The sequence below is a fragment of the Streptomyces sp. NPDC058459 genome, assembly GCF_042721685.1.
Lineage (GTDB): Bacteria > Actinomycetota > Actinomycetes > Streptomycetales > Streptomycetaceae > Streptomyces.
Genome location: NZ_JBHXLV010000091.1, coordinates 1 through 24,892 on the forward strand (window position 1 = coordinate 1; position 24,892 = coordinate 24,892).

The following is a 24,892-nucleotide window of genomic DNA, read 5'->3' on the forward strand; positions in this document are numbered from 1 at the left end:
GCGTAGGGGCCCGCTCCCGCCCGTGGGGAAGCGTGGAGTGTCGCAGGTCGCGGCAGCCGGTCAGCCGGAGCGGCGCAGCGCCTCGGAGAGCCGGCCCGCCGCGTCGATCACCGCCTGGGCGTGCATGCGGCCCGGGTGCCGGGTCAGCCGCTCGATCGGTCCGGAGACCGAGACGGCGGCCACCACACGGTTGGAGGGCCCGCGCACCGGCGCCGAGACCGAGGCCACGCCCGGCTCCCGCTCGCCGATGGACTGCGCCCAGCCCCGGCGGCGCACCCCGGACAGTGCCGTCGCCGTGAAGCGCGCCCCCTGCAAACCACGGTGCAGCCGCTCCGGCTCCTCCCAGGCCATCAGGATCTGCGCCGAGGAGCCCGCCTTCATCGTGAGCGTCGAGCCCACCGGCACCGTGTCCCGCAGTCCGGACAGCCGCTCGGCGGCCGCCACGCAGATCCGCATGTCGCCCTGGCGCCGGTAGAGCTGCGCGCTCTCGCCCGTCACGTCCCGCAGATGCGTGAGCACCGGGCCGGCCGTCGCCAGCAGCCGGTCCTCGCCGGCCGCCGCGGCCAGCTCCGACAGGCGCGGGCCCAGGATGAACCGGCCCTGCATGTCGCGCGCCACCAGCCGGTGGTGTTCCAGAGCCACGGCCAGCCGATGAGCCGTGGGCCGTGCCAGTCCGGTGGCCCCGACCAGACCCGCGAGGGTGGCCGGACCGGACTCCAGGGCGCTCAGGACAAGGGCCGCCTTGTCCAGCACGCCGACGCCGCTACTGTTGTCCATGCAACGATACTCACGTCTCACTCTGTGAAACGCAAGTTCAATTTTCTCCGGAACGCGCCACTCTTGAAGCACACGGCGGCCCGCGCACGGCGGGCGCGGTGCCGGACGCCCGTACGCACCGAGATCGCGGCGCGGGCGTCGCTTCCTCAGGTTCTCTAGATGTGCCGGCGGAACCGTGGCCGGCCGGAGGGAAAGCGATGGGTAGGACACTCGCGGAGAAGGTCTGGGACGACCATGTCGTCCGGCGCGCCGAGGGCGAGCCCGACCTCCTCTACATCGATCTGCACCTGCTGCACGAGGTGACCAGCCCGCAGGCGTTCGACGGCCTCCGCAAGAGCGGCCGCACGGTCCGGCGCCTCGACCTCACCATCGCCACCGAGGACCACAACACCCCGACGCTGGACATCGACAAGCCCATCGCCGACCCGGTCTCCCGCGCGCAGCTGGAGACGCTGCGCCGGAACTGCGCGGAGTTCGGCGTCCGGCTGCACCCGCTGGGCGACATCGAGCAGGGCGTCGTCCACGTGGTCGGCCCGCAGCTGGGGCTGACCCAGCCCGGCACCACCGTGGTCTGCGGCGACTCCCACACCTCCACGCACGGCGCGTTCGGCGCGCTCGCGTTCGGCATCGGCACCTCGCAGGTCGAGCACGTACTGGCCACCCAGACGCTGCCGATGGCCCGCCCGAAGACCATGGCCATCACCGTCGAGGGCGAACTCCCCGAGGGTGTCTCCGCCAAGGACCTGATCCTGGCGATCATCGCCCGCATCGGCACCGGCGGCGGCCAGGGGTATGTCCTGGAGTACCGCGGCCCCGCCATCGAGAAGCTGTCGATGGAGGCGCGGATGACCATCTGCAACATGTCCATCGAGGCCGGCGCCCGCGCGGGCATGATCGCCCCGGACGAGACCACCTTCGCCTACCTCAAGGACCGCCCGCACGCCCCCGAGGGCGCCGACTGGGACGCGGCGGTGGAGTACTGGAAGACGCTGCGCACCGACGACGACGCCGTCTTCGACGCCGAGGTCGTCGTCGACGCCGCCGGACTCTCCCCGTTCGTCACCTGGGGCACCAACCCCGGCCAGGGAGCGCCGCTTTCGGCATCCGTCCCCGACCCGGCCTCGTACGAAGACGCATCGGAGCGGTACGCCGCCGAAAAGGCCCTGGAGTACATGGGGTTGACCGCCGGGCAGCCGCTGCGGGACATCGCCGTGGACACCGTCTTCGTAGGCTCCTGCACCAACGGCCGCATCGAGGACCTGCGCTCCGTCGCCGAGATCCTGAGGAGCCGCAAAGTCGCCGACGGCGTACGGATGCTGGTCGTCCCCGGCTCCGCGCGGGTCGGTCTCCAGGCCGTCTCCGAGGGGCTCGACGTGGTCTTCAAGGAGGCCGGCGCCGAATGGCGTCACGCGGGCTGCTCGATGTGCCTGGGCATGAACCCCGACCAGCTCGCGCCGGGGGAGCGCTCCGCCTCCACCTCCAACCGCAACTTCGAGGGCAGGCAGGGCAAGGGCGGCCGCACCCACCTGGTGTCGCCGCAGGTCGCCGCCGCCACCGCCGTCCTCGGCCATCTCGGCTCGCCCGCCGACCTGTCCGACACCCCCGTGCCCGCTGGAGTGCGATAACGATGGAAGCCTTCACCACCCACACCGGCCGGGCCGTGCCGCTGCGCCGCGGCAACGTCGACACCGACCAGATCATCCCCGCCCACTGGCTCAAGAAGGTCACCCGCGACGGCTTCGAGGACGGGCTCTTCGAGGCGTGGCGGGTGGACGGGACGTTCGTCCTCAACCGGCCCGAGCGCCAAGGGGCCACGGTCCTGGTCGCCGGCCCCGACTTCGGCACCGGCTCCTCCCGCGAGCACGCGGTCTGGGCGTTGCAGAACTACGGCTTCAAGGCAGTGATCTCCGCCCGCTTCGCCGACATCTTCCGGGGCAACTCGCTGAAGAACGGGCTGCTCACGGTGGTGCTGGAGCAGAAGATCGTGGACGCGCTGTGGGAGCTGACCGAACGCGACCCCGAGGCCGGGATCACGGTCGACCTCGAAGCCCGCGAGGTGCGCGCCGAGGGCATCACCGCCCCCTTCGAGCTGGACGAGAACTCCCGCTGGCGGCTGCTGAACGGCCTGGACGACATCTCCATCACCCTCCGCGAGGAGGACGACATCGCGGCCTACGAGAGCACGCGCCCGGCACACAAGCCCCGGACGCTGACGAGCTGAGCGACCGCTCGCGACGACAAGGTTTCGGCCACCTCGACGGCCGCCGCGTACCCCCGATCACCACGATTGGGGGTACGCGCATGTCCGGGCCCGGACACCTCCGAGTGGACCTCGTGACGGCCTCAACTCGCTTTCCCAGCAACAAAGTTGCAGGTAGCGGCCGCCTCGGTCCACCGTCCCGCCGGGGACCCCTGAACGGCGCGCGGAGGCGGCAGTTGCCCCCTGCGCAGGCGACAACTCGCCCCAGATGGCACAATCTGTGCATGGAACACGACGGCCAACTCCAGCTCTACGCGGCAGTCGCGGACCGACTCAAACAAGCGCACGCGATCGTGCGCGCACTGCAAGTCCCGGAGGGCGTACGGATGGCGCTGACCCGGAAGCTGCTGGTCATTACGGCCGCGGCCAAACACGATCTCGCCGCGGCGGCCAGGCGTCTCGAACGTTTCATGGCGGACCTCGAAGCGGGCCGGATGCCCGAAGAGGACCACTGAACAGTCCGAGACCGCCGAATCCGTTGCGGCACAAGGGTGAGAAGCCCGTTTCGTGTTTGATTTGCGGTATATATCTGCCTAACGTGCGAAAAAGCTTGAACACTTTCGTTCTGGCGAGGTCTCCGAAGGGGAAGACGTGAACAAGGCGCAGCTCGTAGAAGCGATTGCCGACAAGATGGGCGGCCGCCAGCAGGCCGCCGATGCTGTCGACGCGGTCCTGGACGCCATCGTCCGCTCCGTGGTCGCGGGCGACCGGGTCTCGGTCACCGGCTTCGGGTCCTTCGAGAAGGTGGACCGCCCCGCCCGCTACGCCCGCAACCCCCAGACGGGCGAGCGGGTTCGGGTCAAGAAGACCTCGGTCCCGCGCTTCCGCGCCGGCCAGGGTTTCAAGGACCTGGTGAGCGGTTCGAAGAAGCTTCCCCGTGGTGGCGAGGTCTCCGTGAAGAAGGCGCCCAAGGGCAGCCTGACCGGCGGCGCTTCCGCGACGGTGAAGAAGGCCGCGGCCAAGAAGGCCACCAAGGCCGCCGGGAAGAGGACCACCGCCAAGAAGGCGGCCCCGGCGAAGACCACGGCCGCCGCCCAGAAGACCACGGCGAAGAAGGCCCCCGCCAAGGCCACGGGCACCGCCGCGACCCCTGCCGCCAAGAAGACCACCGCGAAGAACGCCCCCGCGAAGAAGGCCACCGCCAAGAAGGCGCCCGCCAAGAAGTCGACGGCACGCAAGACCACCGCCAAGAAGACCACCGCCCGTTAGGGGCACGGCCCTCGACGGCGCCCGGTCCACCCGGGCACACACGCGCCGGGCCGGACTCCTCTGGGGAGAGTCCGGCCCGCGGTGCGTTCACAGCGGTGCTCAGCGCCTGTCCAGCGCCCGTGCGGGGCCTGTTCAGCGCCTGTGCTGCGCCTGTGCTGCGCCTGTGCTGTGTCCGTGCTGCGCCGTGCTGTGTCCGTGCTGTGTCCGTCAGAAGGTCTGGAGCGTCACCAGCGTGATCCGCCGCCCCTCGCCCCGGCCGTCGGTCTCGATCCGCACGCGCTGACCTGGCCGCAGCAACCGCAGCCCGCCCGCGTCGAACGCCGCCGCGTCGAAGGGCACCGGGGTGCCGTCGTCCAGCAGCACCTGCCCGCTGCGGGTCTCGGGGTCGTAGGTGTAAGCGGTGGCCTGCATGGCCGCAGCCTACTGCCCGCACAAGGGCACCGGAGCGCCCCATCCGGCGCTCGCCACCGCCGTGTACGGGCCCACGCCCAGCGCCAGCGCGGTCCGCAGATCGTCCCCCGTGTCCACGTCCTGCCGTACCGATTCCACGCTTTCCGGCGCCAGTTCCGCCGCTCCCGAGGCGCGGTGCCGGGCCCGTGAGGCGCCGCCGAAGGCCGGGTCCAGTTCCCGGCCGGGAGCGGCCGCGAGCAGTGTCGTGCCGAATTCCGCCGCGTCCGCCAGGAACGCGCGCGGGAATTCGGCGGCGGCCGCCAGTACCCGGGCCAGTTCAGCCGGGCGCAGCGCGGGCAGATCGGCGTTGAGCGCGGCGACGGCAGCCCCCGGCAGACCCGCGCGCACCGCCGAGGCGCCATGCGCCAGCGCGGCGTTCAGCCCGCCGGCCGGCTCGTCCGGCACGATCCGCGCGCCCAGCGCGGCCAGCGCCCTCCCGGCCACCGGGTCGCCCGTGACGACCGCCACACCGGCGACCTCGGGGCAGGCGAGCGCGGCGGCCACCGTGTCCTGCGCGAACGCCAGCACCAGCCCCGGCCGCGCCCCTTCCGCGACGGCGTCCGCGAGCCTGCTCTTCGCCCGTGCCAAGGGCTTCAGGGGGATGACCAAGCTCCACTGCACCGGCGTGCCCTCCCTCTCCGCTCGCGTTCATTGTCACCCGCTCCCCCCGGGCATCCCGAGCCGCCCCGAGGTGTGGGGGAATGCTGTGAAGGGCCGTCCGGGGGCGGTCGCCGTCAACATGCGGGCGTACGGTGTTCTCGACAGACCGGCGGCCCGGAGTCACACTTGTGCGGCCCCCGCCGAGGTGACGGCCCTCAGCGGCCATGGAGGAAGGTGTCCGCGTGTCCCGCCGCAGAATCGGCTTCTGGTACCGCTTCGCCGCGGTGATCTGCAAACCGCCGCTGGCGGTTCTGATCAAGCGGGACTGGCGAGGAATGGAGCACATTCCGGCCGACGGCGGATTTATCACCGCGGTGAACCACAATTCCCATGTGGACCCCTTCGCGTATGCGCACTATCAGTACAACACCGGACGGGTTCCGCGATTCCTGGCGAAGAGCGGCCTTTTCAAGAAGGGATTCGTCGGCGCCGTGATGCGCGGCACCGGACAGATCCCCGTGTACCGCGAGAGCAGCGACGCGCTGAGCGCATTCCGCGCCGCGATCGAGGCGGTCCATGAGGGCGAGTGCGTCGCTTTCTACCCCGAGGGCACCCTGACCCGCGACCCCGACGGCTGGCCCATGACCGCCAAGACCGGCGCCGCCCGCGTGGCGCTGGAGACCAGGTGCCCGGTCGTCCCGGTCGCCCAGTGGGGCGTCAACGAACTCCTGCCCGCCTACACGAAGAAGCCGCACCTGTTCCCGCGCAAGACCCACCACGTCCTGGCCGGGCCGCCGGTGGACCTCTCCCGCTTCTACGGCCAGGAGGTGACCGCCGACGTCCTGAGGGAGGCCACCGAGGTCATCATGGCGGCCGTCACCCGCCAGCTGGAGGAGATCCGGGGCGAGGAGGCGCCGGCCGTGCCCTACGACCCGCGCCGCGAGCGGATCGAGCAGCGGCGCCGCACCCGCGCCCAGTCCGGCAGGGCGCAGAGCCAGGACACGGTGCCCGCGCCCGCCGCCGAGGTCACTCCCACCGCCACCGAAGGGGGAAGCGGCAAGTGAGCACGCCTGTCCGGGTCGCCGTCATGGGCACCGGTTCCTGGGGCACCGCCTTCGCGGTGGTCCTCGCCGACGCGGGCTGCGAGGTCACCCTGTGGGCCCGTCGCGCCGAGGTGGCCGAAGCGGTCAACTCCACGCGGACCAACCCCGGCTATCTGCCCGGTGTCGAACTCCCCGGGGGCGTACGCGCCACCTCCGACGCCGCCGAGGCGCTGCGGGACGCCGACTTCCTCGTCCTGGCGATCCCCTCCCAGACGCTGCGCGCCAACCTCGCCGACTGGGCCCCGCTGCTCGCCCCGCACACCGTGCTCGTCTCCTTGATGAAGGGCGTCGAACTCGGCTCCGCCATGCGGATGAGCGAGGTCATCGAGGATGTCGCCAAGGTCGGCCCCGACCGGATCGCCGTGGTCACCGGGCCCAACCTGGCCCGTGAGATCGCCGCCCGGATGCCCGCGGCCGCCGTGGTCGCCTGCACCGACGAGGCGGTCGCCCGGCGGCTCCAGGCGGCCTGCCACACCCCGTACTTCCGGCCGTACACCAACACCGACGTGATCGGCTGCGAACTCGGCGGCGCGGTGAAGAACGTCATCGGGCTCGCCGTCGGCATCGCGGACGGCATGGGACTCGGCGACAACGCCAAGGGTTCGCTCATCACGCGCGGCCTCGCCGAGACCACCCGGCTCGGCATGGCGCTCGGCGCCGACCCGCTGACCTTCTCCGGACTCGCCGGACTCGGCGACCTGGTGGCGACCTGCTCCTCGCCGCTGTCCCGCAACCACACCTTCGGCACCAACCTCGGCAAGGGCATGACGCTCCAGGAGACCGTCGCGGTCACCCGGCAGACCGCCGAGGGCGTCAAGTCCAGCGAGTCCGTGCTGGATCTGGCCCGCAGGCACGGCGTCGACATGCCGATCACCGAGACGGTCGTCGGCATCGTCCACGACGCCAAGCCGCCCGTGGTCGCCCTCAAGGAGCTGATGTCGCGCAGCGCGAAGCCCGAGCGACGCTGAGCGAAGGCGCCGGGTCGACGCTGTCCGGGGGCAGGGCCAACGGGTACTCTCAACGCGATATGAGCACCGAGAACCTCCCCCAGAACCCTGCCGCGCGGCCCCGCAAGCCGCGTGTGGCCGTCGTGTTCGGCGGCCGCTCCTCCGAACACGGGATCTCCACCGTCACCGCGGGTGCCGTCCTGGGCGCCATCGACCGGACCAAGTACGACGTCCTGCCGATCGGTATCACCCGTGACGGCCGCTGGGTCCTGACGGCCGACGAGCCGGAGCGGATGGCCATCACGGACCGCCGCACCCCGGAGGTGCTGGACGTGGCGGAGTCCAGCGAGGGCGGAGTGGTGCTCCCGGTCGACCCGGCCAACCGCGAGGTCGTCTACAGCGAGCCCGGCGCGGTGCCCAAGGCGCTCGGCGAGGTCGACGTGGTCTTCCCGGTGCTGCACGGCCCCTTCGGCGAGGACGGCACCCTCCAGGGCCTGCTGGAGCTGTCCGGTGTCCCCTACGTCGGCTCGGGCGTGCTCGCCTCGGCCGTCGGCCAGGACAAGGACTACATGAAGCGGGTGTTCATCTCCTTCGGGCTCAAGGTCGGCCCGTACCTGGTGATCCGGCCCCGCGAGTGGCAGCGGGACGAGTCCGCCGCCCGCAGGCGGATCGTGGACTTCGCCGGTGAGCACGGCTGGCCGCTGTTCGTGAAGCCCGCCCGCGCCGGCTCCTCCATCGGCATCACCAAGGTCGACGGCCTGGCCGGGCTGGACGAGGCCATCGCCGAGGCCCAGCGCCACGACCCGAAGATCCTCGTGGAGGCCGCGCTGACCGGCCGCGAGATCGAGTGCGGCGTCCTGGAGTTCGAGGACGGCCCGCGCGCCTCTGTCCCCGCCGAGATCCCGCCGCCGAGCGCGCACGCGTACTACGACTTCGACGCCAAGTACATCGACTCCACGCCCGGTGTCGTCCCGGCCCCGCTCACCGACGAGCAGACCGCGGAGATCCAGCGGCTCGCGGTCGAGGCGTTCGAGGCGGCGTCCTGCGAGGGTCTGGTCCGCGCGGACTTCTTCCTCACCGAGGACGGCGAGTTCGTCATCAACGAGATCAACACGCTGCCCGGCTTCACCCCCATCTCGATGTACCCGAAGATGTGGGAGGCGTCCGGCATCGGCTACGCGGAGCTGGTGGACCGCCTGGTCCAGGCGGCGCTGCGCCGTCCTACCGGGCTGCGCTAGACCTCCGGGTCATCACCGCATGGAGGCGATCCCCTCGGGGATCGCCTTCTTCACGGCCGGGGCCAGGTCGACCAGCACCGCCGTGGAGTCGTCCGGGCCGGACAGTTCCTCGGGCAGCGTCACCTCCACATAGGCGCGGCGGCTCGCGGTGGTGAAGCGCGAGGAGCCGTCGTCCCGCTTCTCCATCAGCCAGTCCACGCCGTCGACCCCGCCGGCCAGCGCGTCGGGGTCGTGGCCCTGGGCCACCTCGGGGTCGATCATCTTCGGCGGCCGGACCACCCCGCAGCGCAGTATGATCGCCGGGCCCGACCAGCCCGCCGTCCAGCGGGAGGCGGGCCGGGGGTCGTCGCGGTGCCGGCCGTCGACCTTCTCGGGCAGCGTCTCGTCCAGACGCCGGCACAGAGGGGCGGTCCGCGCGTCGGGGCGGGGAGCCGCGACCGCGGTGCCGTCGTCCGTCGTGGAACAGCCCGCGACCGCGATCAGCAGCGCGGGTGCGAGCAGGCCGAGGGGCCGGTGACGGAAGAAGTTCACCGGCCAAGCGTAGACGGGGGCTACAGATGCACGACCGGACAGGTCAGGGTGCGTGTGATGCCGTCCACCTGCTGGACCTTGGCGACCACCATGCGACCGAGTTCGTCGACGGTGTCGGCCCGCGCGCGGACGATGACGTCATAGGGTCCCGTCACGTCCTCGGCCTGGATCACCCCAGGGATCTTGCCGATCGTGTCGGCGACGGTCGACGCCTTGCCGACCTCGGTCTGGATCAGGATGTACGCCTGTACCACGGAACCTCCAGGGCGGCCACGAGGATCATGTGGGGAAGAGGGACGCCACGGTATCGCGTCGCGGCGCCCCGAGGGGAGACCCTCGGGGACGGTGCACGCGCGCCGGGGGGCGGGCACGACGGAAGTTGACGGTCACCTCGACCGTATCGGGGACACTGATGACGCGCGACCGGGCACGGGACAGGCACAGAAGGGGCTTGAGGCCATGAAGGGCACAGTGGGTGAGCTCGGTGAGTTCGGGCTCATCCGGGAGCTGACCTCCCGTCTCACCACCACCCCGGCGGTCCGGGTCGGCCCGGGTGACGACGCCGCCGTGGTCGCCGCCCCGGACCGCCGGGTGGTGGCGAGCACGGACATCCTGCTGGAGGGCCGGCACTTCCGCCGCGACTGGTCCACCGCCTACGACGTGGGCCGCAAGGCCGCGGCCCAGAACCTCGCGGACATCGCCGCGATGGGCGCCGTGCCCACCGCCCTGCTGCTCGGCCTGGTCGTCCCGGCCGAACTCCCGGTGACCTGGGCGACCGAGCTGATGGACGGCCTGCGCGACGAGTGCCAGGTCGCGGGCGCCTCCGTGGTCGGCGGGGACGTCGTACGCGGCGACACGATCATGGTGTCGATCACCGCGCTCGGCGATCTGCGCAACCAGGAACCGGTGACCCGCGCGGGCGCGCGGCCCGGCGACCTGGTGGCCGTCACGGGCTGGCTGGGCTGGTCCGCCGCCGGGTTCGCGGTGCTGTCGCGGGGCTTCCGCTCGCCGCGCGCCTTCGTGGAGGCCCACCGCCGCCCCGAGCCGCCGTACCACGCGGGCCCGGCGGCCGCCGCGCTCGGCGCGACCGCGATGTGCGACGTCAGCGACGGGCTGATCGCCGACCTCGGGCACATCGCGGACGCCAGCAAGGTCCGGATCGACATCCGCTCCGGCGCGATCGACATCCCCACCCAGATGAACGACATCGGGCAGGCGGTCGGGGTGGACCCGCGCCAGTGGGTGCTGACCGGGGGAGAGGACCACGCGATCGTGGCCACCTTCCCGCCCGACACCAAACTCCCGGCCCGCTGGAAGATCATCGGCGAGGTCCTCAGCCTCTCGGCGCTGCCCCAGGTGACCGTGGACGGGGCGCCCTGGACCGCCACGGGCGGCTGGGACCACTTCGGGGACCCGGAGTGAGGCCCGCCGGACAGGCGCCGCCGCGCGTCCTCACGGTGGCCGGCTCGGACTCCGGCGGCGGAGCGGGCATCCAGGCCGACCTGAAGACGATGCTGGCGCTCGGCGTGCACGGGATGAGCGTGCTCACGGCCGTGACCGCGCAGAACTCCCTGGGTGTGCAGGGCGCCTGGGAGCTGCCGGTGGAGGCCGTACGGGCCCAGTACCGCAGCGTGGTGGACGACATCGGCGTGCAGGCCGTGAAGACCGGCATGCTGGCCTCGGCGGAACTGGTCGAGACGGTCGCGGAGTTGATCTCCGGCACCGACGCGCCCGTGGTGGTGGACCCGGTGGGCGTCTCCAAGCACGGCGACCCGCTGCTCGCCGCCTCCGCCCTGGACTCGGTGCGCACCCGGCTGCTCCCGGCGGCGACCGTGGCCACCCCGAACCTGGATGAAGTGGCCCAACTCACAGGATTCCGGGTCACTTCGGAGGCGGAGCTGCGCCCGGCGGCGGAAGCGGTGCTCGCCCACGGGCCCCGGTGGGTACTGATCAAGGGCGGCCATCTCACCGGGGAGGCCGTGGACCTGCTCACGGACGGCGACCAGGAGTTCCGGCTGCGCGCCCCGCGGCACGACAACCGGCACACCCACGGCACGGGCTGCACCCTGGCCTCGGCCATCGCGTCCGGGCTGGCCAAGGGCCTCGCCGTACCGGAGGCGGTCACGGCGGCCAAGGAGTACGTCACCGGGGCCATCGCCCACGGCTTCGCGCTGGGCGCCGGGATCGGCCCCGTGGACCACGGCTGGCGGTTCTAGACAACGCGAAGAGCCGGCCCACCCGAGGGTGGACCGGCTCGACGCAGCAACCGACAGTGGCCGCGCGCTAAGCGTTGCGTCAGCGCGAGACCTTGCCGGCCTTGATGCACGAGGTGCAAGCGTTCACGCGCTTCGGCGTCCCGCCGACCACGGTACGGACGCGCTGGATGTTCGGGTTCCAGCGACGGGACGTACGGCGGTGCGAGTGCGAGATGTTGTTGCCGAAGCCCGGCCCCTTGCCGCAGACGTCGCAGTTGGCAGCCACGGGTCACTCCAAAGACTTCAGATGCACTTACGGTTGATTCCCGGCATGCCGGGATCAACATTCAGGTAGACCTGAGATCTTGAGTGGCGGTGCCAGGGGGAATGGCCCGACCGGGATCGGGCAACCGAAGCAGCATACAACGACTGCTTCCGTACAACGAAACTACCATGGCGGCCCGGCACCCCGTGCCCGGCCCTCCCGCTATGGACGCCGCCCCACGGTCTACGCTGCGTCCCACGTCCAGCCACAGGGAGGCGCAGGTGGCGCAGGTGCCGCAGACGTTCCTCGATGCTCTCGCGGTGCGCACCTGGTGCGGTCTGGCGCTGCGGGCGCTCGGTCGCGCGCGCGAGGAGATCGACGCGATCAACGTCTATCCCGTCGCCGACGGGGACACCGGCACCAACCTGTATCTGACCCTGGAATCCGCGACGGCGGCCGTCGAAGCGGTGTTCGCCGGGTACGAGCACGGGGCCGAGGGCCCCTCCTTCGCGGACGCCCTGCGCGCGATGGCCCACGGCGCCCTGATCGGCGCCCGCGGCAACTCCGGCACGATCCTCGCCCAGCTCCTGCGGGGCATGTCCCAGATGCTCGCCTCCGACGGCGCGGGTGACGTGACCCACGTCGACGGCACCGTGCTGCGGTCGGCGCTGCGCCGGGCCGCCGACGCCGCCCGCGAGGCCGTCGCCCACCCCGTCGAGGGCACCGTGCTCACCGTCGCCTCGGCCGCCGCCGACGCGGCCGGCGGAGCGGAGGGCGACTGCGGGACGGTCGTCCTGGCCGCGTACGAGGGAGCGCGCGCCGCGCTGGCCGCCACTCCCCGGCAACTCGCCGTGCTCGGCCGTGCCGGAGTGGTGGACGCGGGCGGGCGGGGTCTGGTGACCGTCCTGGCTTCGCTGGTGGAGGCGGTCACGGGGGAGGCCGTGCCCGAGGAGACGTACGCCGGGGCGGCCGGGGCCGAGGTCTGCCCAGATGCCCAGGAGCACGTGGGGGAGGGCGGCCCCGCCTACGAGGTGATCTACCTCCTGGAGGCCGGTGACACGGCCGTGGCCCGCCTCCGGGAACGTCTCGACGCCCTGGGTGACTCGCTCGTCGTGGTGGGCGGCGACGGGCTGTGGAACGTCCATGTGCACGTCGACGACGCCGGTGCCGCCGTGGAGGCTGGCATCGAGGCCGGACGGCCGTACCGCGTCCGGATCACCCACTTCGCCGCCGACGACGTGCACGCCGGCGGGCGGCGGCCGCCGCGCGAGCCGGCGCAGCGGGCCGTGGTCGCCGTGGTGCCCGGCGAGGGGCTGGCCGGGCTGTACGCGGAGGCGGGCGCCACCACCGTCCTCGCCCGCCCCGGCGAACCGCCCGCCAGCGGGGAACTCGCCCAGGCCCTCAGGCGCGCGCACGCCCGCGAGGTCGTCCTGCTGCCCAACGACGCCGAACTGCGCCACACGGCCGCCGCGGCCGCCGAGCAGGTCCGCGCCGAGGGCGTCCGGGTCGCGCTGATCCCGACCCGCTCGGCGGTCCAGGGCATCGCCGCGCTCGCCGTGCACGAACCGGAGCGCCGGTTCGACGAGGACGTGGTCCAGATGACCTCGGCCGCCGGTGCCACCCGGTACGCCGAGGTGCTCGTCGCCGAGCGCCAGTCGTGGACGACGGCCGGGATCTGCCAGGCCGGGGACGTGCTCGGGCTGATCGACGGCGACGTGGCCGTGATCGGCCCCGACCTCACCGGCACCGCCGAGACCCTGCTCGACCGCATGCTCCGGGCGGGCGGCGAACTGGTCACCCTGGTCGTCGGCGACGAGGCCCCCGAGACCGTCGCCGACCGCCTCGAAGCGCGCGTCCGCGAGTCCTACCTCGCCGTGGACACCGTGGTCTACCGGGGAGGCCGGCAGGGCTCGCTGCTGCTCATCGGGGTGGAGTGAGCGGGGCGAGGGGCCCGGGTCAGTCGCCGTCCAGCAGCCGGTACGCCGTCTCACGCCGGGCGCGGACGGTGCCGTCCGTGCCGTCAGTGCCATCGGCGCTCCCGTCGCCCACGGCGCCCTTGTAGGCCGCGAGCACCGCACGCGCGCGTGCCTTCGCCTCGGCCGTCCGGCCGAGCCCGGCCTCCAGCGCGGCTGCGGCCAGTTCGGCGCCGGTGCGGTCGTGCAGACCCTCCGCGCCGAGCGTGGCGAACAGCGCGGCCGACCGTTCCAGCTCCGCCAGCGCCTCCTCGCCCTCGCCCACCGTGGCCAGGAGGTCACCGAACTGGCGGTGCGTATGCCCGAGTTCGGCGGTCAGCCGGGCCCCCTCCAGCGGGTCGTCCGCCTCCGCCAGCGCCTTCCCGCACACCTGGACCGCCCGCGCCATCAGCGCCCGCACCCCCGGCACCCCGGCCGCCAGCCGGGGCGCCAGCCAGGCCCGCGCCCGCAGCGCGCGCACCGTGAAGTACGGGTTGCCCAGCGCCTCCCACAGCTCGCCCGCCCGCACGTACGCCCGGTCCGCGTCCGCCGGGAGGTCCGCCGCGCCCAGGGACTCGCCGGCCAGGTGGGCCAGCGTCGCGTGGTCCTGCTGCTCCGGCCAGTGCTCGGCGATGCCGGCCGCAAGCAGCCGGTGCTCGGCCGCCGCCCGGTGCTCGCCCAGCTCGCTCAGGCAGTCCCCGAGCCACCAGCGGGTCTGCACCAGCGCACCGTCCCCGTGCACCTCGGCCGACAGTTCGGCGAGCGCCGACTCCAGCACCTCGGCCGCCTCCGTCCAGCGCCCCTGGCGCAGCAGCAGGCCGCCCAGCAGATGGCGGCCCCAGGCGCCGAAAGTGCCGCTCTCGCCCGCCTCGTCGGCCCAGTGCGCGGCCTGGAGCGCATGCCCGGCCGCCTCCTCGGTGCCGTCCCGCGCCCCGATCAGCTCGGCCAGCTGAAGATGCAGCTGCGCCCGACCGGTCGGCTCCAGCCACGCCCCGCCGTGCTCCAGCGCCGACCGCAGCGCCCGCTCGGCCTCGGCCGGCTCCCCGAGATGCCGGGCCAGCGCCCCCACCCGCGCCTCGTACTCCACGGCGAACCACGGCAGTCCCGCGCCCGTGAACTCGGCCACCGCCCGCCGGAACAGCTCGGCCGCGCGGGACAGGTCCCCGCCCAGCTCGGTCAGCTCCGCCAGCATGGCCCGCGCCTCGGCCCCGCGCGCCACCAGCCGTATGTCGTCGCCGGTACGGCCGCCGACGAACGCCAGCACCTCCCGCGCGGCCCGCTCCGCGTCCTGCGCCGGGGCGCCCTCGTGGACGCACCGCATCAGCACCCGGGCCCGGCTGATCAGCACCCCCGCCGTCTGACGGGGGCCGGTCGCCTCCTCCGCGTACAACGCGAGCACCTCGTCGTACAGCGCGTCGACCGTCTTCAGCGCCGCCTCCGCCTCACCGGTCAGGGCGCGCACGTACGCTCCACGCGCGCGTGCAGCCAGCGCCTCGCCGAGGTCGCCCGCCTCCGCCCAGAGGGAGGCGGCCCTCTCGAAGACCGGGATGCCCTCGGGGCCCAGGGACATCGCCTCGTTGTCGGCCAACTCGGCACGCGCGCGTGCGTCGAGCCCGGTACCGTCGGCGGCCCGCGCGAGGGCCGCCCACGCCTGCGGGGCGTCCGGCTGGAGGGTCTCCGACAGCAGCCGCGCCCGCGCCAGCAGCTCGTGCACCCCCGGCTCCTCGGCCGGGACCTCCTCCGGCGCGGGAGGCGGTGCCGGAGCCGTCCGTACGCCCAGCGGCAGGCGCTCCACCAGCGGCTCCGCCGCCATCGTGGCGCGGGTCAGGTCACCGATGTGCGAGGTGCCGTTGCGCGCGTCGAACCGCGCGGCCAGCGCCAGCGCCTCCCCGCGCGCGTGCCCGGCCAGCTCCCGCGCGGTCCACGTCCGCCCGGCCGGACCCGGCACCTCCCGGTCGCCCCGCCCGAGCGAGGTCAGCCGGTCCATCAGCAGGGTCACCACGGCCAGGAACTCCAGCAGGCCGCGCGGATGCCCGCTGTCCGTGAAGTACGCGGGCCGCTCCGCCAGCAGCTCCAGAGCGCGCGCCTCGTTCCCGCTCAGCGCGCAGAACTCCACATGGGCGGCGTACGCGTCCCGCATGCTCTCCATCGGCCGCACCAGCCTGATGCCCCGCAGATGATGAGCGCGGGCCTCCTCCACCCGGCCCAGCCGCAGCAGCGGCACCAGCGACCGGGCCAGTACCCCGTGCGGCTCGTGCGCACAGGTGAACTCGCCCTCCACCACCGGCCACCACAGCTCAAGGCCCTCCGCGTCCCGGCCCGACTCCACCTGCCAGCCACCCTGCCCGTGCAGCTCGCAGGCGTGGCAGTCGGCCATGTCGTCCCGGTCGGCGGCCAGCCACGCCGCGTACGCCCGCTCGGCCCGCGTCCGGTCCCCGGTGTGCGAGGCGATGCCGAACTCCGCCGCCCGCACGGCCCGTTCGGAATACCCGGCGACGCGATAGCGGCGCGCCATCTCACCGAGCCAGTTCTCCACCGACGCCAGCGGGATGTGCGGCTGCCCCAGCATGCCCGCCGTCATCCACTTGAACGTCCAGTGCAGCGCGTGCGCCTCGTACGCGTCGAAGTCCTCCGGACGCTCGTCCCACATCCGCAGCAGCCGCGCGAACGGCACGAACACCCGGTCCTTCTCCGAGCTGTAGTTGTAGACCCTCACCTGATGGCCGAGCGCCTCGATCACCGCGAGCGGGATGTCCAGCTTCTCGGCCTCCGCGAGGAGTTCCTCCGCACGCGCGTTGCGCGCCGGGCCCTCCGGCCGCTCCGAGTTCTCCGCCAGCGCCCGCCGCAGCGCCTCGAAATCCGTTGTCCCGCTCATCGTCCCTCGCCCTCCCCGAGCGTCGCCCACTCCAGCAGTCCGGCGAACGCCCGGTTCACCAGCTCCGAGTCCGCCGGGCGCAGCGGGCGGCGCGCCAGCAGCAGCGCCTGCCCGTACAGCGCCTCGGCGGCCGTCCCCGTCAGCTCCGGGTCGGTCAGCGAACCCACCCTCCGCACCAGCGGGTTGAGATGGTTCAGCACCAGCCTGGCCCGCGGGGCGGTACCGCGCAGCGAGCCCAGGATGCCCGCCCACAGGTCGTCCGCCCCCTCCTCCGCGTCCGCCCGCGCCCGCTCGTGCCGCGCCGACCGGTCGTCCAGATGCAGCGCGGGCACCGACACCGGGTGGAACGCCCGCAGCTCCACGTCGCAGCCCAGCGGATCGAGCCGGGCCCGCGCGGCCGCCAGGAAACCGGACAGTGCCGGCTCGGCCGCCGGGTCCACCGCGTCCAGATGGGCGGTCACCGTGTCCGCGTCCAGCTCCGCCACCACCGTGCCCGGCCGCACCGACGGCAGCGCCTCGACCAGCTCGCTGTCGTAGGTGTAGCCCCCGTTCACCACCCCGACGCCCTGCGCCGCGGCGATCGGCGCGACCTGCCGGAACTCCTCGACGCTCCGGGTGAAGTGCACCACCGGGTGCCGCCGCGCGAACTCCTCCAGCGACAGCTCCCCGTCACTGGTCTCGAACGGCAGCCAGGGCAGCATGACCCGCAGCATCTCGCGGTCGTGCCGGGCCAGCGCCCGCACCCCCAGATGGTGCACGGCCAGGAACGCCGCCAGCCGCTCCGGATCACCCGCCGCGAGCCCGGTCAGCCAGTCCCGCACCCGCTCGCCCAGTGCCTCGCGGACGGCGGCCAGCGTCTCGTCCTCGTACAGCGCCTCGCGCGACGCGGTGGGTCGCAGGGTGTCCGTGTCCAGCACACAGCGCACGAAGAACGCCCAGTCCGGCAGCAGCTGTTCGGCCCGCTCGGTGAGCAGCATGCCCTTCAGATGCACCCGGTGCGTGGCCCGCCGCACCGGGCTCACCGCGGAGGGCAGCACGTACGCCACCCCGCGCACCCCGGCCAGCGGCACGTCCAGCGTGATCGAGTCCAGCGGGGTGAAGCCGAACAGCTCCCGGCAGTGCGCCTCCAGCGCCGCCCGCCGCTCCACCGGGCCCGCCCAGGGGCGGTCCCAGGGCGCCGGGAGATCCGTCACCGGCTCGTCGTCCACCCGCACGTCGTACGGCAGCAGCGAGCCGAAGTCCCGCGCCAGCGAACGCACCCGAGCCGGCGCCAGCCACTCGCCGGCCCCCGGGCGCGCCACCAGATGCACGGTCGTGCCCGGCTCCGGCCGCGCCGAGTCCGGCAGGGTGCGCACGGTGTACGAGCCGTCGTCGGCGGCCGTCCACTCCACCGGCGGCGCGCCGGGCGTACGGGCGCTGCGGCTGACCACCCGGACGCGCTCGGCCACCACGAAGCAGGCCAGCAGCCCGATGCCGAACCGGCCGAGGAACCCGGAACGGGTCTCCTCCAGGCCCTCCGCCCGCTTGGAACTGCGGCCGATGGTCGCCAGCAGGGTGTGCACGTCCGACTCGGTGAGCCCGATACCGCTGTCCTCTACCCGCAGTCCGCCGCGCCCGTCCGGGAACAGCCGCACCCGCGCCGGGGCACCGGGCTCCTCGGCCCGCCGGGCGGTGACGGCGTCCACGGCGTTCTGGAGCAGCTCGCGCAGGTAGACCCTGGGACTCGAGTACAGATGCTGGGAGAGCAGGTCCACCAGACCACGCAGGTCGACCTGGAAGGTGTGCGGGGATGACTGAGGGTTCTGGGAGTCCATCGTCACGGCGCCGGTGGGGGGAGCTTCGCGCGGCGCGGGGTCGGGCGGCTCGGTGCCGTGGGGGCGATGACCGCGGGGGATGGCCGGAGCGCGTCATCCTAGGCCCGAAGGCCCGAGCTGACCAGGGACTTCGGCGAGATTCCCGGGATCGCCCGCTGGCACCTGTACGGCGATGTCGGTGGTGTGGTGTGCAATGGATCTCGTGCCCGCACTGCGAGAACCCCTGAAGAAGGTGCTCGGTCCCGCCACCGCGAAGGTGATGGCCGAGAACCTCGGCCTGCACACCGTCGGCGACCTCCTGCACCACTACCCCCGCAGATACGAGGAGCGCGGCCAGCTCACCCACCTCGCCGACCTGCCCATGGACGAGCACGTCACCGTGGTCGCCCAGGTCGCCGACGCCCGGCTGCACACCTTCGCCTCCTCCCGCGCCCCGCGCGGAAAGGGCCAGCGGCTGGAGGTCACCATCACCGACGGCAGCGGCCGCCTCCAGCTGGTCTTCTTCAGCAACGGCGTGCACAAGCCCCACAAGGAACTGCTGCCGGGCACCCGCGCGATGTTCTCCGGCAAGGTCTCCGTCTTCAACCGCCGCCTCCAGCTCGCCCACCCGGCGTACGAACTGCTGGACAAGGACGCCGAGGACGGCGACGAGGCAGCGGAGAGCTGGGCCGGCTCCCTCATCCCGATCTACCCCGCCACCGCCAAGCTGGAGTCCTGGAAGATCGGCAAGGCGGTGCAGACCGTACTGCCCAGTGTCCAGGAGGCCGTCGACCCGCTCCCCGGGTCGCTGCGCGAGGGCCGCGGCCTGGTCGAGCTGCCCGAGGCCCTGGTCAAGATCCACCGCCCCGCCACCAAGGCCGACATCGCCGACGCCCGCGCCCGCCTCAAGTGGGACGAGGCGTTCGTCCTCCAAGTAGCCCTCGCCCGCCGCCGCTACGCCGACACCCAGCTCCCCGCCGTCCCCCGCCGCCCCCTCACCGACGGCCTCCTCACCACCTTCGACGCCCGCCTCCCCTTCACCCTCACCGCAGGCCAGCAACACGTCTCCGCCGAGATCCTCACCGACCTCGCCACCGCCCACCCGATGCACCGGCTGCTCCAGGGGGAAGTGGGGTCGGGCAAGACGATGGTGGCGCTCCGCGCCATGCTCGCCGTGGTCGACGCGGGCGGGCAGGCGGCGATGCTCGCGCCCACCGAGGTGCTCGCGCAGCAGCATCACCGGTCCATCACCGAGATGATGGGGGAGCTGGCCGAGGGGGGGATGCTGGGCGGGGGCGAGCACGGGACCAAGGTGGTGCTGCTGACCGGGTCGATGGGGGCGGCCGCGCGCAGGCAGACGCTGCTGGACATCGTCACCGGTGAGGCGGGGATCGTCATCGGCACCCACGCGCTCATCGAGGACAAGGTCCAGTTCCACGACCTCGGCCTGGTCGTCGTTGACGAACAGCACCGCTTCGGCGTCGAGCAGCGCGACGCCCTGCGCGGCAAGGGCAGACAGCCCCCGCACCTGCTCGTCATGACGGCCACCCCGATCCCGCGCACGGTCGCGATGACGGTCTTCGGCGACCTGGAGACCTCGGTCCTGGACCAGCTCCCGGCCGGCCGCTCCCCGATCGCCACCCATGTCGTCCCGGCCGCCGACAAGCCCCACTTCCTCGCCCGCGCCTGGGAACGCGTCCGCGAGGAGGCCGAGAACGGCCACCAGGCGTACGTCGTCTGCCCCCGCATCGGCGACGAGGACGAGAGCGCCGCCGAGAAGAAGGCCACCGAGGGCGACAGACGCCCCCCGCTGGCCGTCCTCGACATCGCCGACCAGCTCGCCCGGGGCCCGCTCCAGGGCCTCAGGGTCGAGGTGCTGCACGGCAGGATGCACCCCGACGACAAGGACGCCGTGATGCGCCGCTTCGCCGCCGGTGAGACGGAGGTACTCGTCGCCACCACGGTCATCGAGGTCGGCGTCAACGTCCCCAACGCCACCGCCATGGTCATCATGGACGCCGACCGTTTCGGCGTCTCCCAGCTCCACCAGCTGCGCGGCCGCGTCGGCCGCGGCTCCGCGCCCGGCCTCTGCCTCCTGGTCAGCGAGATGCCCGAGGCCAGCCCCGCCCGCCAGCGCCTGAACGCTGTCGCCGCCACCCTCGACGGCTTCGAACTCTCCCGCATCGACCTCGAACAGCGCCGTGAGGGCGACGTCCTCGGCCAGGCCCAGTCCGGCGCCCGCACCAGCCTCCGCGTCCTGGAGGTCATCGAGGACGAGGAGATCATCGCGGAGGCGAGGGAGGAAGCGGCGGCGGTGGTGGCGGCGGACCCGGAGCTGACGCGCCTGCCGGGCCTACGCACAGCATTGGAGGCTCTCCTGGACGAGGAAAGAGAGCAGTACCTGGACAAGGGCTGACGTGTCCTTCCCTGAAGGGCCGTGGGGAACCGAGCGGTCGACCACAAACCGCCCGCACCCGCCAACGCGCCACCAGACCCCCCACCACCCGCGAAAATAGAAGAACCCCAAAGAAGAAGGACCCCTCACATGACCCGCGTGATCGCCGGCACCGCAGGCGGACGCCGCTTGGCCGTCCCGCCGGGGACCGGCACCCGCCCCACCTCCGACCGCGCACGCGAAGCCCTCTTCTCCACCTGGCAGTCCCTCCTCGGCACCCCCCTGAACGGCGAGCGCGTCCTCGACCTCTACGCCGGCTCCGGCGCGGTCGGCCTGGAGGCACTGAGCCGCGGCGCCGCCCACGCCCTCCTCGTGGAGGCCGACACCCGAGCCGCCCGCACCGTCCGCGACAACGTCCGCACCCTGGGCCTGCCCGGCGCCGAAGTCCGGGCGGGCAAAGCGGAACAAGTCATCCGTACCGCACCCCCCGCCGACCCCTACGGCCTGGTGTTCCTCGACCCCCCGTACGCCGTCTCCGACGACGATCTCCGGGAGATCCTCCTCACACTCCGCACCGGGGGCTGGCTGACCGGCGAAGCGCTCGTCACCGTGGAGCGCGGCACCCGAGGGGGCGCATTCCACTGGCCGGTCGGGTTCGAGCCGATCCGGTCCCGTCGCTACGGCGAGGGAACGTTTTGGTACGGTCGCGCCGCCTCACCGTGCGAAGACGCACGATGACCGGACCCGAGAGCGAGGGATCTCCCGTGCGCCGCGCCGTCTGTCCCGGATCGTTCGACCCGATCACCAACGGACATCTCGACATCATCGCCCGCGCCTCCCGCCTGTACGACGAGGTGTTCGTCGCGGTGATGATCAACACCTCCAAGAAGGGCCTGTTCGAGGTCGACGAGCGGATCGACCTGATCCGCGAGGTCACCGCCGAATACGCCAACGTCCGCGTCGAGACCCACCACGGCCTCCTCGTCGACTTCTGCAAGGACCGCGACATCCCCGCCATCGTCAAGGGCCTGCGCGCGGTGAGCGACTTCGACTACGAACTCCAGATGGCCCAGATGAACAACGGCCTCACCGGGGTGGAGACGCTGTTCGTGCCCACCAACCCCGCCTACAGCTTCCTCTCCTCCTCCCTGGTCAAGGAGGTCGCGGCCTGGGGCGGCGACATCTCCCACCTGGTGCCCCCGCAGGTGCTAGAAGCGCTCGGCGACCGGCTCCGGAAGGACTGACGCCCCGGGGAGGCGACCGGGGAAGGTGACAACACGTCACCCGGTGTCGGACGGCCGCTCCATGGCCGTACAGTCGTCCCGTCCGTCTCCAACACAGCTGTAGAGAGTGGCGAGCCAGGTGGACGTCCAGAACAAGCTCGACGAGATCGTCGCCTCGGTCTCCGGTGCCCGGTCCATGCCGATGTCGGCCTCGTGCGTGGTCAACCGCACCGAACTGCTCGCGCGGCTCGAAGAGGTCCGCCAGGCCCTCCCCGGCTCCCTCGAACAGGCCCAGGAGCTGATCGGCGGCCGTGAGCAGCTGGTCGAGCAGGCCCGCGCCGAGGCCGAGCGGATCATCGAGACCGCGCACGCCGAGCGCGGCAGCCTGATCGCCGGCACCGAGGTGGCCCGCCACTCCCAGGCCGAGGCCGACCGCATCCTTGCCGAGGCCCGCGCCGAGGCCGAGCAGATTCGCGCGGACGCCGACGACTACGTCGACTCCAAGCTCGCCAACTTCGAGGTCGTCCTCACCAAGACCCTCGGCTCGGTCGGCCGCGGCCGGGAGAAGCTGCTCGGCACCGGCCCCGGCCTGGACGAGCACGGCTACGAGGACGAGGACGCCCCGGAGCGCAGCCAGGACCCGGAGACCCTGCGCCACGACGCGGACGCCTACGTCGACGTCAAGCTCGGCGCCTTCGAGGCGGTGCTCGCCAAGACCCTGGAGGCCGTCCACCGGGGCCGGCAGAAGCTGCACGGCCGGATCGCCTCCGACGACCTGAGCGCCCTCGCCGACGACACCACGACCTTCCAGCACTCCAGCGACGCCGACTACCTGGCCGACCTCGCCGCCCTCGCCGACACCCCGGCCCCGCGCACCCCGGCCCCGCCCCCGGCCCGGGAACCGGTGTACGAGGCGCAGGAGGCGTACGGCTACCAGCAGCCCGACGCCTACCCGGCGGCCTACCCCCCGCAGCCCGGCTACGCGCCGCAGGAGGAGTACCGCTACCAGCAGGACCTGTACGCCGCTCCCCAGGGCTACGCCCCGCAGGCCGAGGGCGCCTTCCACAGCTACGACCCGCAGCAGGCCCCGTTCGACCCGAACCAGGAGCAGCAGCCGCAGGGACAGCCCCAGCAGGACCGCGCCCTGGACGAGGCCAGCCTCTTCGACACCGGCATGATCAGCGCGGAGCAGTTGCGCGCCTACGAGCAGGGCCGGGGGCTGTAGCCGACCCGATTGGGTCCTGAGCGAATGGTCCAGTATCCTAGCTGTTCGGTCGCGTGTATCCCCGCGATCAGCGCTGCCCGGAACACCGTCGGGCCGCGTCCCTCCTAGCTCGGACCGAAAGCGGGAATGGCTTCCAACGCACGCCTCGACCACCGCAACCCTCTCGTGATCGACACGCACGAGCTGGGCCGGCGGCCCGGTGCGATGCAGCGCCTGACCCGCGAGGTCGACGCCCCCCGGGATCTCGGTCTCGAGGGTGTCATCGGAGTGCCGGAAGGCGCCCCGCTGGAGCTGGACCTCCGTCTGGAGTCGGTCATGGAAGGTGTGCTTGTCACAGGCACCGCCCGTGCATCTGCCAAGGGGGAGTGCGTAAGGTGTCTGGAGCCGGTCGGGCTGGAGCTCGAAGCGGACTTCCAGGAGATGTTCTCGTACCCTGACGCCGACGACCGTGGCCGCGTGATCGCGGAACCGGGCGACGACGCCGAGGACGACGAGGACAGGCAGTACCTCGAGGACGGTCTGATCGACCTCGAACCGCTGCTGCGGGATGCGGTGGTGCTCGCACTGCCGATGCAGCCGGTGTGCCAGGACGACTGTCTGGGCCTGTGCTCCGAATGCGGAGCGCGGCTCACGGACGACCCGGACCACCACCACGACGCCGTCGACATCCGTTGGGCGGCACTGCAGGGACTCGCCGACACCATGTCGGACGGCGAGAAGGACGAGATGAGCGGCGACGTGCGTCGATCAGCACGTGCCGACGAGAAGCAGGAGAAGTAGCCGTGGCTGTTCCGAAGCGGAAGATGTCGCGCAGCAACACGCGCCACCGCCGGTCGCAGTGGAAGGCTGCGGTCCCCAACCTGGTTGCGTGCGAGCGCTGCCACGAGCCCAAGCTGCAGCACATCGCGTGCCCGTCTTGCGGCACCTACAACAAGCGCCAGGTCCTCGAAGTCTGAGCGGGCTGGTGAGAGGCACTGTGTCCACTGCCAAGAAGGCGGAGAACGCCGGAGTGAACAGCTCTCGCCGACGCGCGAGTGCACCGGCGGACAATACGGCCTCGTCCCACACGCTTCTGGAAGGGCGGCTCGGCTACCACGTCGAGTCCGCCCTTCTGGTGCGTGCGCTGACCCACCGCTCCTACGCGTACGAGAACGGCGGTCTGCCGACGAACGAGCGGCTGGAGTTCCTCGGGGACTCCGTGCTCGGCCTCGTCGTCACGGACACGCTGTACCGCATCCACCCCGACCTGCCCGAAGGCCAGCTGGCCAAGTTGCGGGCCGCGGTGGTCAACTCGCGTGCGCTGGCGGAGGTCGGCCGTGGCCTCGACCTGGGTTCCTTCATCCGGCTCGGCCGCGGTGAAGAGGGCACGGGCGGCCGGGACAAGGCATCCATCCTGGCCGACACCCTGGAAGCGGTGATCGGCGCGGTCTATCTCGATCAGGGCCTCGACGCGGCGTCCGAGCTGGTTCACCGGCTCTTCGACCCGCTGATCGAGAAGTCCTCCAACCTCGGAGCCGGCCTGGACTGGAAGACCAGTCTCCAGGAGCTGACCGCGATCGAGGGGCTCGGCGTGCCCGAGTACCTGGTCACGGAGACCGGCCCTGACCACGAGAAGACCTTCACTGCTGCTGCCCGCGTCGGGGGCGTCTCGTACGGCACCGGCACCGGCCGCAGCAAGAAGGAGGCGGAGCAGCAGGCCGCCGAGTCCGCCTGGCGGGCCATCAAGGCCGCAGCGGACGAGCGGGCCCGGACGGCCACCGAGGCCGTCGGGGCTGAGGCCGTCGGAGACGAGTCCGTCGGGGCTGAGGCTGTCGGGGCCGAGGCCGTCAAGGACGACGAACCGTCGTCCGCCAC

Annotated in this window: 25 protein-coding genes; 17 read left to right on the top strand and 8 right to left on the bottom strand. The window is 72.6% G+C overall.

All coding sequences use genetic code 11. The features are described 5' to 3' along the window. Nucleotides 1-60 precede the first annotated feature (60 nt). On the bottom strand, nucleotides 61-777 hold the full coding sequence (gene ndgR, locus ACFWN1_RS18420; protein ID WP_135784271.1) for an IclR family transcriptional regulator NdgR: 717 nt from the start codon (nucleotides 775-777) through the stop codon (nucleotides 61-63). A gap of 197 nt (nucleotides 778-974) precedes the next feature. On the opposite strand from ndgR, the gene leuC reads away from it, so the two are divergent. From leuC to ACFWN1_RS18440, 4 genes are all read left to right on the top strand, one after another. Next, entirely contained in the window at nucleotides 975-2,402 is a 1,428-nt protein-coding gene (gene leuC, locus ACFWN1_RS18425) for a 3-isopropylmalate dehydratase large subunit (RefSeq protein ID WP_384363077.1), read from the top strand. A 2-nt stretch (nucleotides 2,403-2,404) separates the two neighbouring features. Next, the gene (gene leuD / locus ACFWN1_RS18430) at nucleotides 2,405-2,998 is read left to right on the top strand and encodes a 3-isopropylmalate dehydratase small subunit (protein ID WP_384363079.1); all 594 of its coding nucleotides are present in this window, start codon (nucleotides 2,405-2,407) and stop codon (nucleotides 2,996-2,998) included. A gap of 263 nt (nucleotides 2,999-3,261) precedes the next feature. Next, nucleotides 3,262-3,492, top strand: coding sequence for a hypothetical protein (locus ACFWN1_RS18435; protein WP_384363081.1), 231 nt, complete (start codon nucleotides 3,262-3,264; stop codon nucleotides 3,490-3,492). Between the two features lie 136 nt (nucleotides 3,493-3,628). Further along, on the top strand, nucleotides 3,629-4,246 hold the full coding sequence (locus ACFWN1_RS18440) for an HU family DNA-binding protein (RefSeq protein WP_384363083.1): 618 nt from the start codon (nucleotides 3,629-3,631) through the stop codon (nucleotides 4,244-4,246). A 207-nt stretch (nucleotides 4,247-4,453) separates the two neighbouring features. On the opposite strand, the gene ACFWN1_RS18445 is transcribed toward ACFWN1_RS18440, so the two are convergent. After that, nucleotides 4,454-4,657 (bottom strand): hypothetical protein, encoded by a 204-nt coding sequence (locus tag ACFWN1_RS18445; RefSeq protein WP_384363085.1) that lies wholly within the window; start codon nucleotides 4,655-4,657, stop codon nucleotides 4,454-4,456. Nucleotides 4,658-4,666: 9 nt separating this feature from the next. Continuing rightward, nucleotides 4,667-5,317 (bottom strand): 2-phospho-L-lactate guanylyltransferase, encoded by a 651-nt coding sequence (gene cofC / locus ACFWN1_RS18450; protein ID WP_384363087.1) that lies wholly within the window; start codon nucleotides 5,315-5,317, stop codon nucleotides 4,667-4,669. A 221-nt stretch (nucleotides 5,318-5,538) separates the two neighbouring features. Between cofC and ACFWN1_RS18455 the strand changes: the two genes are divergently transcribed. From ACFWN1_RS18455 to ACFWN1_RS18465, 3 genes are read left to right on the top strand one after another with little or no spacing between them, the layout of a single operon-like run. Further along, entirely contained in the window at nucleotides 5,539-6,360 is an 822-nt protein-coding gene (locus ACFWN1_RS18455; RefSeq protein ID WP_384363089.1) for a lysophospholipid acyltransferase family protein, read from the top strand. Next, nucleotides 6,357-7,367 carry an NAD(P)H-dependent glycerol-3-phosphate dehydrogenase gene (locus ACFWN1_RS18460; protein WP_384363090.1) on the top strand — a complete coding sequence of 337 codons (1,011 nt, stop codon included), beginning with the start codon at nucleotides 6,357-6,359 and terminating at the stop codon, nucleotides 7,365-7,367. The genes ACFWN1_RS18455 and ACFWN1_RS18460 overlap by 4 nt, the downstream gene beginning before the upstream one ends. Before the next feature lie 59 nt (nucleotides 7,368-7,426). Then, nucleotides 7,427-8,584, top strand: a complete 1,158-nt coding sequence (locus tag ACFWN1_RS18465; protein ID WP_384363092.1) for a D-alanine--D-alanine ligase family protein — start codon at nucleotides 7,427-7,429, stop codon at nucleotides 8,582-8,584. Between the two features lie 12 nt (nucleotides 8,585-8,596). On the opposite strand, the gene ACFWN1_RS18470 is transcribed toward ACFWN1_RS18465, so the two are convergent. Together ACFWN1_RS18470 and ACFWN1_RS18475 are read right to left on the bottom strand one after the other, a co-directional pair. Further along, on the bottom strand, nucleotides 8,597-9,115 hold the full coding sequence (locus tag ACFWN1_RS18470) for a DUF3515 domain-containing protein (RefSeq protein ID WP_384363094.1): 519 nt from the start codon (nucleotides 9,113-9,115) through the stop codon (nucleotides 8,597-8,599). Nucleotides 9,116-9,135: 20 nt separating this feature from the next. Beyond that, on the bottom strand, nucleotides 9,136-9,369 hold the full coding sequence (locus tag ACFWN1_RS18475) for an Lrp/AsnC family transcriptional regulator (protein WP_384363096.1): 234 nt from the start codon (nucleotides 9,367-9,369) through the stop codon (nucleotides 9,136-9,138). A gap of 205 nt (nucleotides 9,370-9,574) precedes the next feature. Between ACFWN1_RS18475 and ACFWN1_RS18480 the strand changes: the two genes are divergently transcribed. After that, nucleotides 9,575-10,537: a thiamine-phosphate kinase gene (locus tag ACFWN1_RS18480; RefSeq protein WP_384363098.1), complete on the top strand. Its 963-nt coding sequence runs from the start codon at nucleotides 9,575-9,577 to the stop codon at nucleotides 10,535-10,537. Continuing rightward, on the top strand, nucleotides 10,534-11,331 hold the full coding sequence (gene thiD / locus ACFWN1_RS18485; protein WP_384363100.1) for a bifunctional hydroxymethylpyrimidine kinase/phosphomethylpyrimidine kinase: 798 nt from the start codon (nucleotides 10,534-10,536) through the stop codon (nucleotides 11,329-11,331). Before ACFWN1_RS18480 ends, thiD begins: the two co-directional genes overlap by 4 nt. 79 nt (nucleotides 11,332-11,410) lie before the next feature. Here thiD and rpmB read toward each other — a convergent pair whose 3' ends face one another. Then, on the bottom strand, nucleotides 11,411-11,596 hold the full coding sequence (rpmB, locus tag ACFWN1_RS18490; RefSeq protein WP_003993230.1) for a 50S ribosomal protein L28: 186 nt from the start codon (nucleotides 11,594-11,596) through the stop codon (nucleotides 11,411-11,413). A gap of 260 nt (nucleotides 11,597-11,856) precedes the next feature. Here rpmB and ACFWN1_RS18495 point away from each other — a divergent pair, with 260 nt between their 5' ends. Next, nucleotides 11,857-13,512, top strand: a complete 1,656-nt coding sequence (locus tag ACFWN1_RS18495) for a DAK2 domain-containing protein (RefSeq protein ID WP_384363102.1) — start codon at nucleotides 11,857-11,859, stop codon at nucleotides 13,510-13,512. Nucleotides 13,513-13,531: 19 nt separating this feature from the next. Here the strand turns inward: ACFWN1_RS18495 and ACFWN1_RS18500 are convergent, their stop codons facing one another. Together ACFWN1_RS18500 and ACFWN1_RS18505 are read right to left on the bottom strand one after the other, a co-directional pair. Continuing rightward, complete coding sequence (locus ACFWN1_RS18500; RefSeq protein ID WP_384363104.1) at nucleotides 13,532-16,402, bottom strand: tetratricopeptide repeat protein; 2,871 nt, start codon at nucleotides 16,400-16,402, stop codon at nucleotides 13,532-13,534. After that, nucleotides 16,399-18,216: an HSP90 family protein gene (locus ACFWN1_RS18505; protein WP_384363114.1), complete on the bottom strand. Its 1,818-nt coding sequence runs from the start codon at nucleotides 18,214-18,216 to the stop codon at nucleotides 16,399-16,401. The genes ACFWN1_RS18500 and ACFWN1_RS18505 overlap by 4 nt, the downstream gene beginning before the upstream one ends. Before the next feature lie 193 nt (nucleotides 18,217-18,409). Between ACFWN1_RS18505 and recG the strand changes: the two genes are divergently transcribed. From recG to rnc, 7 genes are all read left to right on the top strand, one after another. Next, entirely contained in the window at nucleotides 18,410-20,611 is a 2,202-nt protein-coding gene (gene recG, locus ACFWN1_RS18510; protein ID WP_384363106.1) for an ATP-dependent DNA helicase RecG, read from the top strand. A gap of 129 nt (nucleotides 20,612-20,740) precedes the next feature. Beyond that, the gene (rsmD, locus tag ACFWN1_RS18515) at nucleotides 20,741-21,328 is read left to right on the top strand and encodes a 16S rRNA (guanine(966)-N(2))-methyltransferase RsmD (RefSeq protein WP_384363108.1); all 588 of its coding nucleotides are present in this window, start codon (nucleotides 20,741-20,743) and stop codon (nucleotides 21,326-21,328) included. 26 nt (nucleotides 21,329-21,354) lie between these two features. Continuing rightward, on the top strand, nucleotides 21,355-21,834 hold the full coding sequence (gene coaD / locus ACFWN1_RS18520; protein ID WP_384363116.1) for a pantetheine-phosphate adenylyltransferase: 480 nt from the start codon (nucleotides 21,355-21,357) through the stop codon (nucleotides 21,832-21,834). A 118-nt stretch (nucleotides 21,835-21,952) separates the two neighbouring features. Beyond that, nucleotides 21,953-23,038, top strand: a complete 1,086-nt coding sequence (locus tag ACFWN1_RS18525) for a DivIVA domain-containing protein (RefSeq protein ID WP_384363118.1) — start codon at nucleotides 21,953-21,955, stop codon at nucleotides 23,036-23,038. 126 nt (nucleotides 23,039-23,164) lie between these two features. Further along, a complete protein-coding gene (locus ACFWN1_RS18530; RefSeq protein ID WP_384363110.1) occupies nucleotides 23,165-23,818 on the top strand; it encodes a YceD family protein in 654 nt (217 codons plus the stop codon). Nucleotides 23,819-23,820: 2 nt separating this feature from the next. Then, a complete protein-coding gene (rpmF, locus tag ACFWN1_RS18535) occupies nucleotides 23,821-23,994 on the top strand; it encodes a 50S ribosomal protein L32 (protein ID WP_073491177.1) in 174 nt (57 codons plus the stop codon). A gap of 20 nt (nucleotides 23,995-24,014) precedes the next feature. Further along, nucleotides 24,015-24,892: ribonuclease III (rnc, locus tag ACFWN1_RS18540; RefSeq protein ID WP_384363112.1), on the top strand; the 878-nt coding region annotated here is incomplete at its 3' end.

Coding starts and splice junctions, on each gene's coding strand:
- ACFWN1_RS18530 (WP_384363110.1), top strand. CDS start 23,165: ATGGCTTCCAACGCACGCCTCGACCACCGCAACCCTCTCGTGATCGAC.
- leuC (WP_384363077.1), top strand. CDS start 975: ATGGGTAGGACACTCGCGGAGAAGGTCTGGGACGACCATGTCGTCCGG.
- recG (WP_384363106.1), top strand. CDS start 18,410: ATGGATCTCGTGCCCGCACTGCGAGAACCCCTGAAGAAGGTGCTCGGT.
- ACFWN1_RS18505 (WP_384363114.1), bottom strand. CDS start 18,216: ATGGACTCCCAGAACCCTCAGTCATCCCCGCACACCTTCCAGGTCGAC.
- ACFWN1_RS18480 (WP_384363098.1), top strand. CDS start 9,575: ATGAAGGGCACAGTGGGTGAGCTCGGTGAGTTCGGGCTCATCCGGGAG.
- ACFWN1_RS18445 (WP_384363085.1), bottom strand. CDS start 4,657: ATGCAGGCCACCGCTTACACCTACGACCCCGAGACCCGCAGCGGGCAG.
- ACFWN1_RS18500 (WP_384363104.1), bottom strand. CDS start 16,402: ATGAGCGGGACAACGGATTTCGAGGCGCTGCGGCGGGCGCTGGCGGAG.
- ACFWN1_RS18465 (WP_384363092.1), top strand. CDS start 7,427: ATGAGCACCGAGAACCTCCCCCAGAACCCTGCCGCGCGGCCCCGCAAG.
- ACFWN1_RS18435 (WP_384363081.1), top strand. CDS start 3,262: ATGGAACACGACGGCCAACTCCAGCTCTACGCGGCAGTCGCGGACCGA.
- ndgR (WP_135784271.1), bottom strand. CDS start 777: ATGGACAACAGTAGCGGCGTCGGCGTGCTGGACAAGGCGGCCCTTGTC.
- leuD (WP_384363079.1), top strand. CDS start 2,405: ATGGAAGCCTTCACCACCCACACCGGCCGGGCCGTGCCGCTGCGCCGC.
- rsmD (WP_384363108.1), top strand. CDS start 20,741: ATGACCCGCGTGATCGCCGGCACCGCAGGCGGACGCCGCTTGGCCGTC.